Raw genomic sequence first — 14,852 nt, 5'->3', positions numbered from 1 at the left:
GCTGATAGCAGGAGGCCGCGCGGGAAGCAATCAAGACATAAAGATGTCTTTATGCGATGGCGGCGAGGCCGGGCTTCGGGGCGCCGCCTTGATGTGGCGCAAGGCGGGGGCGCTCGGAGGAGGGCCTGCGGGTCCGGTCTCGCGCAGGGCGTTGGGACATGCCCGTCCCGGATGATCGCCCGCTGGACTGCCTCTTCGACTGGGTGGTGGCCCCGCTGACCGAGTGGGCGCGGCTCGCCGCCGGCCGGGAGATCCGGAGCGTCGACGACGAGGGCCTGCGCGTGATGCTGGGGGAGCGGCTCGGCGTCGCGGTCACGTCGGAGAGGGCGCTGGGCTCGGAGCCGATGCTGCGCGCGCTCGATCTCGACCCGGCGGCGATCCGTACCGCCGCCCCCGGCGCGATGGCCGGGATGGAGCAGGCCTGCGCGGGTGCCGCCACCGCAGCCGCTGCGACCGCGACCTCGCCGCCGGGGTGGCCGCCGTGAGCGACGCGGAGTTCTGCCCGAACGCCGCGCGTCTTGAGGCGCTGGTTCGAGAGGCCGCCGCGGCCGCGTAGGCGAGGCCTGACCGAGGCGGTGATCTGCCGTGAGAAGCACCGCGGTATGCCGTGAACGAGCCGTCCTCTGATGAGACACACCGTAAACAAAATAGCGTATTGTTTTGAGACGACTAAGTTCTTTCTAGCTGGCGCGGGATGTCCTCTCCCGATTGGGCTACCGTGTCTACACAGCGTTCGAAAAATTTTACGCGGCAATCGTTTGTTCAAGCGCATGACTCGGCGAGCCCGGCGCGGGGAACCCCTCTCCCGTGCGGGAGAGGGGCAGGGGTGAGGGTCCCGGACCCTTCAGGATTAAGCTTCGAGCACCGTGCTGGCAGCGGGGCGGTTCAGTTTTCTTGCTGAACCACCTGGACCCTCACCCCTACCCCTCTCCCGCACGGGAGAGGGGATCCCGCGATACACCTTGAAATTACCTGTAACGTTCTGCGGTAGAGGGCTTTTCTGCTCTCACGAGAGATGTGTGCACACGGTAGCTCGATTGGGAGAGGGGTAGGGGTGAGGGTGGCTCGGTTTCAGGATCGATGTGGACCGTCGAGCTGCCGGCGGCATAGTTTCGTCTTCTTCCTAACGGCGAGCCACCCTCACCCCCGACCCCTCTCGCCTTTGGAAAAGGGATGAAGGGCCTGACACTGTCCCCGGTGTGCCGTTGATCCGGTCACGTGCGAATGCTTCAGCCCACACGGGGGAGAGGGCCTCGCGGCAGGAATAGGGTTGGGGTTGCCGATCCATGGACCTGCTCTGCGAGACTCCGTGCCATGTCCCTGGCGCGTCGAGTCGGCCGCTGCCGAGAGCCGTGCGACGCGCACGGATTCCGATCGAGGGTAGCCCGACAGATTCATCCGGTCGAACCATGCCGTTACGTCATCTCTGACGCCCCCAGCGGCGCCCCGCCGCAGGGCCCCGGCTGGCATGTTGCATACAACTTGCAGACGCCCGGCCGCACAACCGACGCGGCCGGAAAGGCCGCGCCTCAGCCGGGGCTACCGATGCGTGAGTTCTCTCCATCCCGCCGCCAGTTCGTCGCCGGTGCGGCTGCCCTCGCGGCGATGGGCCCCACCGGGTCGGTGCTCGCCGCGGAGGCGCCGGCCCCCGCCGGCACCCTGACCTACGGCATCTCGCTCTTCGACCTGCCGCTGACCACGGGCCAGCCGGACCGGGGCGCGGGCGGCTACCAGTTCACCGGCCTCACCCTCTACGATCCCCTGGTCGCCTGGGAACTCGACGTCGCCGACCGGGCCGGCAAGCTGGTCCCCGGTCTCGCCACCTCCTGGGAGAGCGACCCGGCCGACCGCCGCAACTGGGTCTTCCGCCTGCGCGAGGGGGTGAAATTCCACGACGGCTCGGCCCTGGACGCCGACGCGGTGGTCTGGAACTTCGAGAAGGTGCTCAACGACAAGGCACCGCATTACGACCAGCGCCAGGCCGCGCAGGTGCGTCCGCGCCTGCCCTCGGTGGCGGGCTACCGTAAGCTCGACCCCATGACCGTGCAGGTCACCACCAAGGCGGTCGACGCCCTCTTCCCCTACCAGATGCTGTGGTTCCTGATCTCCTCGCCCGCGCAGTTCGAGGCTTTGGGCCGCGACTGGAACAAATTCGCCTTCCAGCCCTCCGGGACCGGTCCCTACCGGATGGGCCAGCTCGTGCCCCGCGTGCGGCTCGACCTCGTGCCCAACGAGACCTACTGGGACCGCAGGCGGATGCCGAAGCTCGCGCGCCTGTCGCTCACCTGCATCCCCGACGCCCTGGCGCGGGCCAATGCGCTTCTGAGCGGCAGCGTCGACCTGATCGAGACGCCCGCGCCCGACGCGGCGCCCCGTCTCAAGGCCGCCGGCATGCGGGTCGTGGGCAACGACACGCCGCATGTCTGGAACTACCACCTGTCGATGCTGGAGGGCAGCCCGTGGCGGGACCTGCGCCTGCGCAAGGCGGCGAACCTCGCCATCGACCGCGACGGGGTCGCGGCGCTCATGGGCGGGCTCGCCACCCCGGCCGTGGGGCAAGTGCTGCCGTCGAGCCCCTGGTTCGGGAAGCCCACGTTCAAGATCGGCTACGATCCCGACGCCGCCCGCAAGCTCGTCCAGGCGGCGGGCTACTCGGTGCAGAACCCGCTGCGCACCAAGTTCATCATCCCGACCGGCGGCTCGGGCCAGATGCTGTCGCTGCCCATGAACGAGTTCGTGCAGCAGAGTTGGGCGGAGATCGGCATCGCGGTGGAGTTCCAGCCGGTGGAGCTGGAGGTCGCCTACACGGCCTGGCGCCAGGGCGCCGCCGACCCTTCGCTCAAGGGCGTCACCGGCAGCAACATCGCCTACGTCACCTCGGACCCCTTCTACGCGATCCTGCGCTTCTACGCCTCAAAGCAGATCGCCCCGACCGGGGTGAACTGGAGTCACTACCGCAACCCGGAGGTGGACGCCCTCTGCGAGACGATCCAGGCGAGCTTCGACACCGCGGAGCAGGACCGGCTGCTCGCCCGCGTGCACGAGATCGTGGTGGACGACGCGGTGCAGGTCTGGGTGGTGCACGACACCAACCCGCACGCGCTCTCGGCCAAGGTGAAGGGCTACGTGCAGGCCCAGCACTGGTTCCAGGACCTCACGACGCTCGCCTGAGCGCACCGGCACGGTCCGCGGGATCCTTGACGGAAGGGTCGAGTTAGTGACGAGGAAGCCGGGCCGCCCCACGGTCGCGGCGCCTCAGGAACCGACCCATGAGCACCGAGGGAGCCAGCCCCCGCTACGTCGACCTCGACGCCTGGGACGGCCTCGACGTCCTCAAGGCGCTCTGGGAGGGCCAGCTCGCCGCGGTGGCCGCGGTCGGGCCGGCGCTGCCGGCGATCGCGGCGGCGGCGGAAGCCGCGGAGGCGGCCCTGCGCCGCGGCGGCCGCCTCGTCTACGCCGGGGCGGGCACCTCGGGGCGGATCGGCGTTCAGGACGGGGCGGAATTGCCCCCGACCTTCGACTGGCCGGACGAGCGCCTCGCCTTCGCCATCGCGGGCGGCCACGGCGCCCTGATCCAGGCCGTGGAGGATGCGGAGGATTCGACCGCCGACGGCGCCGCCTGGATCGCCCGCGCCGGGATCGGGCCGGCGGACGTCGTGGTCGGGCTGTCGGCGAGCGGCACCACGCCCTTCACGGTCTCGGCCCTGCGCGCCGCCCGCGCGCGCGGCGCCGTCACGATCGGGCTCGCCAACAATGCCGCCACGCCGGTGCTGGAGGCCTGCGACCACCCGGTGCTGGTCGCCACCGGCGAGGAGGTGCTGGCGGGCTCGACGCGGCTCAAGGCCGGCACCGCCCAGAAGGTGGTGCTGAATCTGCTCTCGACCCTGATCATGATCCGGCTCGGCCGGGTCTACCGCGGGCGCATGGTGGCGATGCGGGCGACGAACCGGAAGCTGCGCGCGCGGGGCATCGCCATGGTGGCCGAACTCGCCGGCTGCGGCTCCGAGGCCGCCGCCCGGGCGCTGGCGGAGGCGGAGGGCGACATCAAGCGCGCCGTGCTGATCGGCGCCGGGGCGAGCCGCGCCGCCGCCGACGCGCTGCTGGCCCGCCACGGCGACAACCTGCGCCACGCGCTCGCCGCCGGGCGCGCGGGCGAGGAGGCGCCGCGATGACCCGGATGGCGCGGGAGATCGCGGAGATCCCGGCGGTCGCCGCGCCCCTCTGCACGGGGGCGGGCGAGGCGGCGGGGATCGGCGTCGCGCTCGCGCGGCGGCGCTTCCCCTTCGCGGTGATCTGCGGGCGGGGCTCGTCGAGCCACGCCGGCATCCACCTGCGCTACCTGATCGAGACCCGGCTCGGGCTCGCGGTCTCGGCGGCCGCGCCCTCGGTCGTCACCGGCTACGACCGCCCGCCCCGGGTCGAGGGCGCGCTGTTCGTGGTGATCTCGCAATCGGGCCGCTCGCCGGACCTCGTGGCCGCGACCCGGGCCGCCCGGGAGGGCGGGGCGCTGACCCTGGCGATCGTCAACGACCCGAACTCGCCCGTCGCCGACACCGCGAGCCTCGTCCTGTCCATCGAGGCCGGACCCGAGCGCGCCGTCGCGGCGACGAAGACCGTGGTGAATTCCCTGATCGCCGGCACGGCCCTGGTGGCCGCCTGGGCGCAGGACAGGGCCCTCGCCGCCGGTCTCGCGGCCCTGCCGGAGCGGCTGGAGCGGGCGCTGTCCCTCGACTGGTCGGCCTGGGGCGACGACCTCGCGGGGGCGAGCGCGGCCTTCGTCACCGGCCGCGGCCACGGGCTCGGCCCGGTCCGGGAGATCGCCCTCAAGCTCGCCGAGACCCTGCGCCTGCCCGCCCTCGGCTACAGCGCCGCGGAGCTGCGCCACGGCCCGCGCGCCGCGCTCTCGCCCCGCACGCCGCTCCTGGCGCTCCGCCAAGCCGACTCCCTCAGCGGCGGCATCGACGACCTCGTCCGGGACCTGCGGTGGGACGGCGTTCCGGTGTGGGCCTGCGGCGGGCCGGAAGCGTCGCTGCCCTGGCTCGGCGAGGGCCATCCGGCCTGCGACCCGATCGCCATGCTGGTGCCCGCCTACCGGGCGATCGAGGCGCAGGCCCGCCGCCGCGGCTTCGACCCGGATTCGCCGCCGGGACTCGCCAAGGTCACGGAGACCCTGTGAGCGCCCCCGCCCTGGCGCTCGCGGCCGACAGGATCTTCGACGGCGAGGCCGAACGCGGTCCGGGCGTCGTGGTCCTGCGCGACGGGGTGATCGCCGACATCGCCCGGGCGCCGCCCGCCGGCCTGCCCTGCATGACGCTGCCCCCGGGCGCGGTGCTGGCGCCGGGCTTCGTCGATTGTCAGGTCAACGGCGGTGGCGGCGCGCTCCTCAACGACGCGCCGACGCCCGCCACCGTCGCCCGCATCGCCGCGGCCCACCGGTCCGGCGGCACCACCGCGCTGCTGCCGACCCTGATCAGCGACCACCGGCCGGTGATCGCCGCCGCGGTGGCGGCGGTGGCGGAGGCGATCGCGGCGGGCGTTCCCGGCATCCTCGGGATCCACCTCGAAGGGCCGTTCCTCAGCCCGCGCCGGCCCGGCATCCACGACCCGGCCCGCCTCGCGACCTTCGCGCCCGGCGACGTGGAGCTCCTGACGGGGCTCGGCTCCCGCGGCATCACCCTCGTGACCCTGGCGCCCGAGGTGGCACCGCCCGGCATCGTGGCGGCGCTGGTGGCCCGCGGGGCGCGGGTGAGCGCCGGCCACACGGCCGATGACGGCACGGCCTTCCGGCGCGCCCTCGACGAGGGGATGAGCGGCGCGACGCACCTGTTCAACGCCATGTCGCAGCTCACCGCCCGCGAGGAGGGGGCGGTGGGCGTGGCGCTGGCGGATCGGCGGGTCTTCGCCGGGATCATCGCGGACGGGCATCACGTGGGCGACACGGCGCTCGCCATCGCGCGGCGGCTGAAGGGGAGGGACCGGCTGATGCTCGTCACCGACGCGATGCCGCCGGTGGGCGATCCGCGGCCGGCGGCGGGTTTCACGCTGTTCGGGCGGGACATCCAACAGGTGGGCGACCGGCTGACCGGGCCGGACGGGACGCTGGCGGGTTCGGCGCTCACCATGGTGGGGGCGGTGCGGCACATGGTGGCGCGGGGCGGGGCCACGCTGGCCGAGGCCCTGACCATGGCCGCGCTCACGCCCGCGCGGTGGCTCGGCCTCGACGATCGGATCGGGCGCGTGGCGCCGGGCTTTGCGGCGGATCTGGTGGTGCTGGACGAGGCGCTGCGGGTCTGGGGGACGTGTGTGGGAGGCGAGCTTGCTGTTCATGACCCGTGATCTCTAGGCTCTCCACCCCTTTTCCGGACGACTGCAGCGTCAGCGGAAGGAGATCCGGAAACCAGCACAATAAGCTGCCGCGAAGCGGCTCACTATTGAGCGAGGTCCCCGCTCAGATCCCGCCACTCCGGGTTCATCTGCTCAATCAGGGCGAGTTTCCAGTCGCGGCGCTATTTCTTGAGCGCGTATTCCCGATGGCGCGCCTCGTCGATGCGGTCGTAGGGCTCGTACCAGACGAGCTTGTCGACATTGTACCGCGTGGTGAAGCCCGGCGTGAGGCGGTGCTGGTGTTCGTGGAGGCGCCGCGCAAGATCAACGGTCGAGCCGAGGTGTAGAGTGCCGTTGCGATCGCTCGCCAGCATGTAGACATAGGCCCGCGTCCGCATGGGAAACCTCCGGCGCGCGGAAGCGTAGCAGGGTTCGGTGCTTCGCAAGATACTGTGCCGGTTTCCGGATCTCCTTCCGCTGACGCTGCAGTCGTCCGGAAAAGGGGAGGGTGGGTCAAGGGAGGAGTGAAAAATCACACAGGGCGTCGGGCGCCCCCCCCGACACCCGCCCCACCCACATGGTTCAATTAAGGTTCCTCGTTTATGACAATCTCCGGCCCGCGGGGCCGGGCGACGAGGATGGGCGGAGTGGACCGGGAGGCGATGGACGCGCGCACACCCTGGGAGATCGTGCTGCCGGACGAGAGCGCGACCGAGGATCTCGGGCGCTTCCTCGCCGAACTGCTCGTGCCCGGCGACCTCGTGGCGCTCTCAGGGGGGCTCGGCGGCGGCAAGACCACCCTGGCGCGGGCGCTGATCCGCGAGCGGACCGGCGAGCCCGACCTCGACGTGCCGAGCCCGACCTTCACGCTCCTGCAGCCCTACGAGGCGCGCGACGGCACCGCCCTCGTGCATGCCGACCTCTACCGCCTGCGCGGCCCCGATGAACTCGTGGAACTCGGCTTCGAGGAGGCCACCGAGCGGGCGATCACCCTCGTCGAGTGGCCCGACCGGCTGCCGCCGCGCAGCGGCCCGACCCTGTTCGTCGACCTCGCCCTCAAGCCCGAATTCGGCGACAGCGCCCGGTTCGCGCGCCTCATCGGCGGCGGCGGCATGGCCGAGCGCCTGCACCGGGCGCGGGCCCTGCGCGCGCTCCTCGACCGCAGCGGCTGGGGCGAGGCCCTGCGCAGCCCGATCCAGGGCGACGCGTCGAGCCGGGCCTACGAGCGGCTGACGCAAGCGGACGGCGCCACCGCGATCCTGATGATCGCGCCGCCGCGCCCGGACGGACCGCCCGTGCGCGACGGCAAGCCCTACAGCGCCATCGTGAAGCTCGCCGAGAGCGTCCACGCCTTCGTGGCCATGGACCGGGGCCTGCGCGCCCTCGGCCTCTCCGCGCCGAAGATCCTCGGCCAGGACCTGGAGGCCGGGCTCCTGATCCTGGAGGATCTCGGGACCGAACCCGTCGCCGATGCGGGCGGGCCGCGGCCCGAGCGCTACGCGGAGGCCGTGAAGGTGCTGGCGCGGCTCCACGCCACCCCGCTCCCCGCGATCCTTCCGGTCACCGAGGGCCTGGACCACCCGCTGCCCGACTACGACCTCGAGGCGCTTGTCTTCGAGACCGAACTCGTCCTCGACTGGTACGCCCCCTCCCGCGCCGGGACCACCCTCGACGAGGCCGCGCGGGCCGGCTTCACGGCGGCCTGGGCCGAGGCGCTCGGCGCCATCCTGCCGGAGCGTCCGACCTGGGTGCTGCGCGACTACCACTCGCCCAACCTGATCTGGCTGCCCGACCGCAACGGTCCGGAGCGGATCGGCCTCATCGACTTCCAGGACGCGGTGATGGGGCACCCCGCCTACGACGTGGTCTCGCTGCTGCAGGACGCGCGGGTCGACGCCACAGCGGAGTTCGAACTGCGGCTGCTCGGCCTCTACGCCCGCGAGCGCAAGCTGCGCGAGCCGGATTTCGACGTGCAGGCCTTCGCCCACGCCTACGCGGTGCTCGGCGCCCAGCGGGCGACCAAGATCCTCGGCATCTTCGCCCGCCTCGACCGCCGCGACGGCAAGCCCGGCTACCTCGCCCACCTGCCCCGGATCGAGGGCTACCTGCAGCGCAACCTCGCCCATCCGTCGCTGACGGGGGTGCGGGCGTGGTATGCGTCCCATCTGCCGCACCTCGTTCCCGCCCCCTGACCGCCCCGATGAGCGACACACCCGAGCGCCCCGCCATCACCCGGGCCTTCGTGCTCGCCGCCGGCCTCGGCAAGCGCATGCGCCCGATCACCGCGACCGTGCCCAAGCCCCTGGTGGAGGTGGCCGGCCGGGCGCTGGTGGACCACGCCCTCGACCGCCTGGCCGAGGCCGGCATCGCGGAGGCGGTGGTCAACGTCCACTACCTCGCCGACCTCATGGAGGCGCATCTCCTGCGGCGGAAAGGGGCGCCGCGGATCACGATCTCGGACGAGCGCGACCGGCTGCTGGAGACCGGCGGCGGCGCCCGCAAGGCCCTGCCGCTGCTCGGCGACACGCCCTTCCTGATCCTGAACTCCGATTCGTTCTGGCTGGAGGGGCCGCGTCCCAACCTCGCCCGGCTGATCGGCGCCTGGGATCCGGCCGCCATGGACATGCTGCTCCTCGTCGCGTCGAGCGCCACCAGCCTCGGCTACGACGGCTACGGCGATTTCCACATGAGCAAGGACGGACGGCTCGCCCGCCGGGCCGAGCGCGAGGTCGCGCCCTTCGTCTTCGCCGGGGTGACGATCGTCTCGCCCGCCTTCTTCGCCGACACGCCCGAGGGCCCCTTCTCGCTCAACCTCCTGTTCGACCGCGCGGCGGCGCGGGGGCGGCTGCACGGCCTGCGCCTCGACGGGCAGTGGCTGCATGTCGGCACGCCCGAGGCGCTGCAGGCGGCCGAGGAGCGGGTCCGCACCAGCCCCACCCAGCCGTGAGCGGGCGGGCCGACCCGCCGCTGCGCGAGGTCCCGGCCGGTCCGGCGACGCTCCCCGGCATCCTCGCCCTCAACGCGGCCCACGCGACCGAGACCTCGGCCCTCGACGCCGCGGGCCTGCGCGCCCTCGTGGAGGCCGCCGTCTTCGCCCGCGCCCTCGTCGCCGGGGCGGAGGTCGCCGCCTTCCTGATCGCCCTCGACCAGGACGCGCCCTACGCGAGCCCGAACTTCCTGTGGTTCCGCGCGCGTCACGACCGCTTCGTCTACGTCGACCGGCTCGTCACGGCGCCGGCCTGGCGCGGGCGGGGCTGCGCGCGGCGTCTCTACGCCGCCCTGTTCGCGCAGGCGGCGCGGGCCGGGCACGATCGCGTCGCCTGCGAGGTGAACCGCGAGCCGCCAACCCGTCTCCGACGCCCTCCACGCGGCGCTCGGCTTCCGGCCGGTCGGAGAGGCGGCGATCCACGGCGGGACGAAGACGGTGCGCTACCTCCTGCGCGCGATCGAGGCGGGCGGGGGTGAGGGGACCTGAGGAATGCCCGGATCTCGGGCGGGTGGAGGTTGCGTTGTCGGCCGAGGTGATATCCTGACAGCGTATGTGATGCCCCGGACCGGATCCTGGCGCGGGATCCCCTCTCCCGGGTGGGAGAGGGGTAGGGGTGAGGGTGGAGACGGTCCCGCAGGAAGGCAGGACCGTGCCGCTGCCAGCTCGACGGTTCAGGACGATCCTGACGCCGAGCCACCCTCACCCCTACCCCTCTCCCACTCGGGAGAGGGGATCCCGCGCCGGGATTGAGCGTCCGACAGCGTGTCGGGCCCCCGACGACGGCGAACAGGCGTGGGACCTCTCGATTGAGCCAGGACCGGATCTTCACCATCCCGCCCGGCCTGCCCTTCCTCGGGGTGCTCGCCGACGCGCTCCTCGACGGCACGCTCGTCGGCCCGGTCGCGGGCGGCCCGCTCGGGCTCGCCGCGGTCACGCTCTACCTGCCGACGCGCCGGGCCGCGCGGGCGCTCGCCGCGGAACTCGCCCGGCGCTGCGGCCCGGCGGCGCTCCTGCCGCGCATGATCCCCCTCGGCGAGGCGGACGAGGCCGAACTCGACCTCGCCGCGGCGCCCGCGGGCGAGCGGCGCGAGGACGTCCTGCACCCGCCGATCCCGGCCCTGGAGCGGCGCCTGATCCTCGCCCGCCTCGTCCAGGCCTGGGCGGCGAGCGTCGACCGGCGGCTCCTGCCCCTCGACGCGGAGGTGCCGTTCCGGGTGCCCTCGTCGCCGGCCGACGCGGTCGGGCTCGCGGCGGATCTCGAAGGGCTGATGGACGCGCTCACCGTCGAGGGCCTGCCCTGGACGGAGCTCGGCCGCGCCGTCGAGGCCGAGTTCTCGCAATACTTCTCGCTCACCCTCGACTTCGTGCACATCGCCGCCGAGGCCTGGCCGGCGATCCTGGCCGAGCGGGGCGTCAGCGACCCCGTCGCCCGCGGCCGCGCCCTGGTCCTGGCGGAGGCCGCGCGCCTGCGGCGGGAGCGGCCCGGCGACCCGATCGTCGTGGCGGGCTCGACCGGCTCGATCCCGGCCACCGCCGCGCTGATCGCCGCCATCGCCGGGATGGAGCGGGGCGCCGTGGTGCTGCCGGGCCTCGACCTCGCCCTCGACGCGGAGGGCTGGGCGGCGATCGAGACCGACGAGGCGGTGGCGCATGGCCATCCCCAGGCGATCCTGCATCGGCTCCTCGGCCCGGGCGCCCTCGATTGCCCGCGCGACGCGGTGCGGCCCCTCGGCGCGCCCTCGGCCGGAGCGCGGGCGCGGGCGGTCCTCCTGTCCCAGGCCCTGCGCCCGGCCGAGACCACCGACGCCTGGGCGGATCTCGACCCGCAGGCGCGGGCCCCCCTCGCCCGGGAGGGGGGCGCCGGCCTGACCCTGATCGAGGCGGCGGACGAGCGCGAGGAGGCGCTCGCGATCGCGGCCGCCCTGCGCGAGACCCTGGAGGCGCCGGGACGCACCGCCGCCCTGATCACCCCCGACCGGATGCTGGCCCGGCGGGTGGCGGCGGAGCTGCGGCGCTGGGACATCGTGGCGGACGACACCGCCGGGCAGCCGCTGGCGCTCGCCCCGGCCGGGCGCCTCGCCCGGCTCGCCGCCGACATCGCCGCCCTCGACGCCAAGCCCGAGCGGGTGCTGGCGCTCCTCGCCCATCCGCTGGCGCGGCTCGGGCTGGCGCGGCCCGACCTCGACCGGGCGGCGACGGCCCTGGAGATCGGGGTGCTGCGCGGCCCCGCCCCGGCGAAGGGATTCGCCGGCATCGCCGAGGCTCTGCGCCTCGCCCGCAGCGAGGAGCGCCCGCACGCCCCCCGCCCGGTGCGCCGGCTGACGGATGCGAATTGGGACGCCGCGGCCGACCTCGTGGATCGGCTCGGCGCCGCCTTCCGGCACTTCCTCATCGACGAGGACGATTCCCCCCTCGACCTCGTCGCCCTCGCCCAGGCGCATCGCGACGCCTGCGACCTCCTCCTCGCCGGCCCGGACGCGGTCGAGGACGACGCCTCGCTCGCCGTCCTCGACGGGCTGTTCGACGACCTCGCGCTCGCCGAGACGGGCCACCTCGGCGGCCGCTTCTCGGACTACCCGGCTTTCTTCACGGCGCTCACCCGCGAGCGGGTGGTGGCCGAGCGGCGCGAGCGGGTGCATCCGCGCCTGCGCATCCTCGGGCTCCTGGAGGCGCGGCTCCTCTCCGTGGACCGCGTGGTGGTGGCCGGCCTCGACGAGGGCGTCTGGCCGCCCAAGGCCGAGACCGACGCCTTCCTCAACCGCCCGATGCGCGGGGCGGTGGGCCTGTCGCCCCCGGAGCGGCGGCTCGGCCAGACCGCCCACGACTTCGTGCAGGCGCTGGGCTGCCCGGATGCGGTGATCACCCGCGCCCACAAGCGCGAGGGCTCGCCCACCGTGCCGTCGCGCTTCCTGCAGCGCCTGCGCGCCTTCATGGGCGAGGGACCTTGGGCCGGCTGCGTCGCGGCGGGCGCCCGGTTCCGGGGCCTCGCCGCCGCCCTCGACCGGGGCACCGAGCCGGTGCCGCCGCGCCTCGCCCGGCCCGCGCCGCGGCCGGACCCGGCCCTGTTCCCGCGGGCGCTCAGCGTCACCGAGGTCGAGACCCTGGTGCGCGACCCCTACGCGATCTTCGCCCGCCACGTGCTGGGGCTCGACCGGCTGGAGCCGGTGGCGGTGCAGCCGAGCGCCAGCGACCGGGGCACGATCGTGCACGACGTGCTCGGCGGCTTCGCGCAGCGCTTCCCCGAGGCGCTGCCGGCCGATCCGGTCGTGCCGCTCTACGACCTCGCCACCAACGCCTTCGCGCCGATCGCGGACGCCTATCCGGAGCTCTACGCCGAGTGGTGGCCACGCTTCGAACGGATGGCCGCCGCCTACCTCGCCTGGGAGGCGGAGCGCCGCCCCGCTCTGGCGCGCGTCCACGCGGAGATCTCGGGCCGCTGGCGCTTCCCGATCGGCCCGGGCGAGGACTTCACCCTGCGCGCCCGCGCCGACCGGATCGAGGCGCGGCGGGACGGCACCCACGTCATCGTCGACTTCAAGACCGGCCAGCCGCCGAGCGCCAAGGAGGTCTTCGCCGGCTTCGCGCCGCAGCTGACCCTGGAGGCCGCGATGCTGCGGGCGGGCGGCTTCCGCGACCTCGGCGCGGCGGCGACGGTGCCGGACCTCCTCTACGTGCGCGCGAGCGGCGGGAAGGTGGCGCTCGACCCGGTGCCGCTCAAGCCGCCCCGGGGCGAGACCCGCACGGTGGAGGATCTCGTGGAGGAGCACGCCCGCCGCTTCCAGGGGCTCGTGGCGCGGTTCCTCACCGGCGAGGCCGCCTACCTGTCGCGGCCCTACCCGAAATACGCCCGGGCCGTCTCGGCCTACGACCACCTGGCGCGGGTGAAGGAGTGGTCGCTGGTGGAGGGGGAGGGGGCGTAGGGGTCAAAACTCGTTCGGCTCGACCGTGTGGTCGGCCGCTGAGGGTGGAAAGCTGACCCCTGATAGGTGAGAAGCGGCGGCTGCGGGGGTCGGGGCATGGGGTTCGCGATTTCACTTCGGAGCGACCATCCGAGCGCAGGCGTCGTTCGTGCGCTGTGGGATGTTGTCCAGCAGTTCGAGGATCGACCCTCAATGGCTCTCCTCGGCTACCCGCCCCACGTTACCCTCGCCATCTACGAGGGTGATGTGGTGGGAGAAAATGAGGTTCGGAGGGCGCTCGATGAAGCCAGCAGAAACCTCGGCGCGCTCACGCTGACCTTTGACGCCATTTGCAGCTTTGATGGGCCGCCGATGGTTCTATGGGCTTCGCCCCGTCCCAGCGTGATCTTGCGAAAAATCCACGAAGCAATTCACGCCACCATCGATCCTACTTCTTGTCGGCCGCATTACCGCCCTGGAACGTGGAAGCCTCACTGCACGCTGGGCACGCGGGTAAAGAATGATCAGCATGAGGCTGCGCTAGAGCGTTTGCCGTTCAGTTAGAAATAGCTTGGCTTGCGGCTCAGTCGGCATCGTAGCCCGACGCAGCGATGATGCGGCCGCACTCCCGTGGCTTGAAGCAGCGCAGGATGCGCTGGACGGCCCGATACAGAGCCTCCTCGCTGCGCGCTGCCGCCTTGCGCAGCAGCGCCTTGATCTTGGCAAACACCTGTTCGATCGGGTTGAAGTCTGGCGAGTAGGCGGGGACATACAGGATCCGCGCTCCCACCTCCGCGACTGCCTCGCGCACCCCCTCCACCTTGTGGGCCGACAGGTTGTCGAGGATCACCGTGTCGCCCGGGCGCAGGCTCGGCGCCAACTCCTCCTTCACGTAGGCCAGGAATGCGGCACCGGTCATCGCGCCGCGGCGCAGATGCGGGGCGACCAGCCCATCGCTGCGCAAGCCCAGCACCAGCGTCGTGCTCGCCCAATGCCCGTGCGGGGTCGCCATCCGGCATCGTTCGCCGCAGGGCGCTCGCCCGCGCAAACGCGCCATCTTGGTGTTGACCCCGGTCTCGTCCACGAACACCAGCCGCTCCGGATCCAGGTCGAGCTGGTCCTCAAACCACGCCTCGCGGACTTCCTTCACGTCTGGGAGTTGCTGCTCGGCGGCATGCGCTGTCTTTTTTTATATGTCAGGCCGTGCCGCGTGAGCAGGCGCGCGATCGCGCTGAGCGAGGTCTTGACCCCGCGCCGGGACAGACGACCCTTCAACTCGGCCAGCGTCAGGTCGGGCGTCCGCGCGACCTGGTCGAGCAGAACCGAGGCGTGCTCTTCGAGATCAGCCGAGCGACGGTCCCCGCCCATGGGGGCAGCTGCTAGCGAACCGTCGCAGCTCAACTGGGTGCGCCACCGGCTGGCACTGGCTGGGCTGACGCCGAACCGCTCGGCGACTTGCGAGCAGGACAAGCCCTGCTCCAGAGCAGCAACGACGCGACGACGAAGATCGACGGACAGGGCGGCAGGCACGGTTCCTCCTCGTGCACCTGAGGATTGATCTCCACCAGGTAACATCCACATAGGAGCGGGACCACGTCCAGCCAAGCGAAGCCATTTCTACCTGAACGATAAATGCTCTA

At 72.8% G+C, this 14,852-nt stretch carries 11 protein-coding genes and 1 pseudogene; 10 read left to right on the top strand and 2 right to left on the bottom strand.

What is annotated here, in order from left to right; translation table 11 throughout:
- The first annotated feature begins 158 nt into the window (after positions 1-158).
- The 5 genes from ACW9J6_RS28895 (at position 159) to nagA (ending at position 6,336) form a co-directional block, all read left to right on the top strand.
- Entirely contained in the window at positions 159-485 is a 327-nt protein-coding gene (locus tag ACW9J6_RS28895; RefSeq protein WP_457119797.1) for a DUF6455 family protein, read from the top strand.
- A 1,060-nt stretch (positions 486-1,545) separates the two neighbouring features.
- Positions 1,546-3,171: an ABC transporter substrate-binding protein gene (locus tag ACW9J6_RS28890; RefSeq protein ID WP_457119796.1), complete on the top strand. Its 1,626-nt coding sequence runs from the start codon at positions 1,546-1,548 to the stop codon at positions 3,169-3,171.
- Positions 3,172-3,269: 98 nt separating this feature from the next.
- Positions 3,270-4,172: an N-acetylmuramic acid 6-phosphate etherase gene (locus ACW9J6_RS28885; protein ID WP_457119795.1), complete on the top strand. Its 903-nt coding sequence runs from the start codon at positions 3,270-3,272 to the stop codon at positions 4,170-4,172.
- A gap of 5 nt (positions 4,173-4,177) precedes the next feature.
- The gene (locus ACW9J6_RS28880; protein ID WP_457119870.1) at positions 4,178-5,176 is read left to right on the top strand and encodes an SIS domain-containing protein; all 999 of its coding nucleotides are present in this window, start codon (positions 4,178-4,180) and stop codon (positions 5,174-5,176) included.
- Entirely contained in the window at positions 5,173-6,336 is a 1,164-nt protein-coding gene (nagA, locus tag ACW9J6_RS28875; RefSeq protein WP_457119794.1) for an N-acetylglucosamine-6-phosphate deacetylase, read from the top strand. Before ACW9J6_RS28880 ends, nagA begins: the two co-directional genes overlap by 4 nt.
- Before the next feature lie 92 nt (positions 6,337-6,428).
- On the opposite strand, the pseudogene ACW9J6_RS28870 reads toward nagA, so the two are convergent.
- Positions 6,429-6,722: pseudogene (locus ACW9J6_RS28870) on the bottom strand (GIY-YIG nuclease family protein).
- A 264-nt stretch (positions 6,723-6,986) separates the two neighbouring features.
- On the opposite strand from ACW9J6_RS28870, the gene tsaE reads away from it, so the two are divergent.
- The 5 genes from tsaE to ACW9J6_RS28845 all read left to right on the top strand — a co-directional run bounded on the left by tsaE (position 6,987) and on the right by ACW9J6_RS28845 (position 13,776).
- Entirely contained in the window at positions 6,987-8,516 is a 1,530-nt protein-coding gene (gene tsaE, locus ACW9J6_RS28865) for a tRNA (adenosine(37)-N6)-threonylcarbamoyltransferase complex ATPase subunit type 1 TsaE (RefSeq protein WP_457119793.1), read from the top strand.
- Positions 8,517-8,524: 8 nt separating this feature from the next.
- Positions 8,525-9,271, top strand: a complete 747-nt coding sequence (locus tag ACW9J6_RS28860) for a nucleotidyltransferase family protein (protein WP_457119792.1) — start codon at positions 8,525-8,527, stop codon at positions 9,269-9,271.
- Positions 9,268-9,789: a GNAT family N-acetyltransferase gene (locus tag ACW9J6_RS28855; RefSeq protein ID WP_457119791.1), complete on the top strand. Its 522-nt coding sequence runs from the start codon at positions 9,268-9,270 to the stop codon at positions 9,787-9,789. Before ACW9J6_RS28860 ends, ACW9J6_RS28855 begins: the two co-directional genes overlap by 4 nt.
- Before the next feature lie 330 nt (positions 9,790-10,119).
- A complete protein-coding gene (gene addB, locus ACW9J6_RS28850; protein ID WP_457119790.1) occupies positions 10,120-13,233 on the top strand; it encodes a double-strand break repair protein AddB in 3,114 nt (1,037 codons plus the stop codon).
- Positions 13,234-13,329: 96 nt separating this feature from the next.
- The gene (locus ACW9J6_RS28845; RefSeq protein WP_457119789.1) at positions 13,330-13,776 is read left to right on the top strand and encodes a 2'-5' RNA ligase family protein; all 447 of its coding nucleotides are present in this window, start codon (positions 13,330-13,332) and stop codon (positions 13,774-13,776) included.
- A gap of 19 nt (positions 13,777-13,795) precedes the next feature.
- On the opposite strand, the gene ACW9J6_RS28840 is transcribed toward ACW9J6_RS28845, so the two are convergent.
- A protein-coding gene (locus tag ACW9J6_RS28840) for an IS630 family transposase (protein ID WP_457116050.1) occupies positions 13,796-14,742 on the bottom strand; the annotation gives its coding sequence in 2 pieces (ribosomal slippage) (positions 13,796-14,403 and positions 14,403-14,742; 948 coding nt in all).
- Between the last annotated feature and the right edge of the window lie 110 nt (positions 14,743-14,852).

It is taken from the genome of Methylobacterium sp. JK268, from assembly GCF_054052225.1.
Note: the sequence above shows the minus strand (reverse complement) of the source record. Positions and strands in the feature narration are given on the sequence as shown.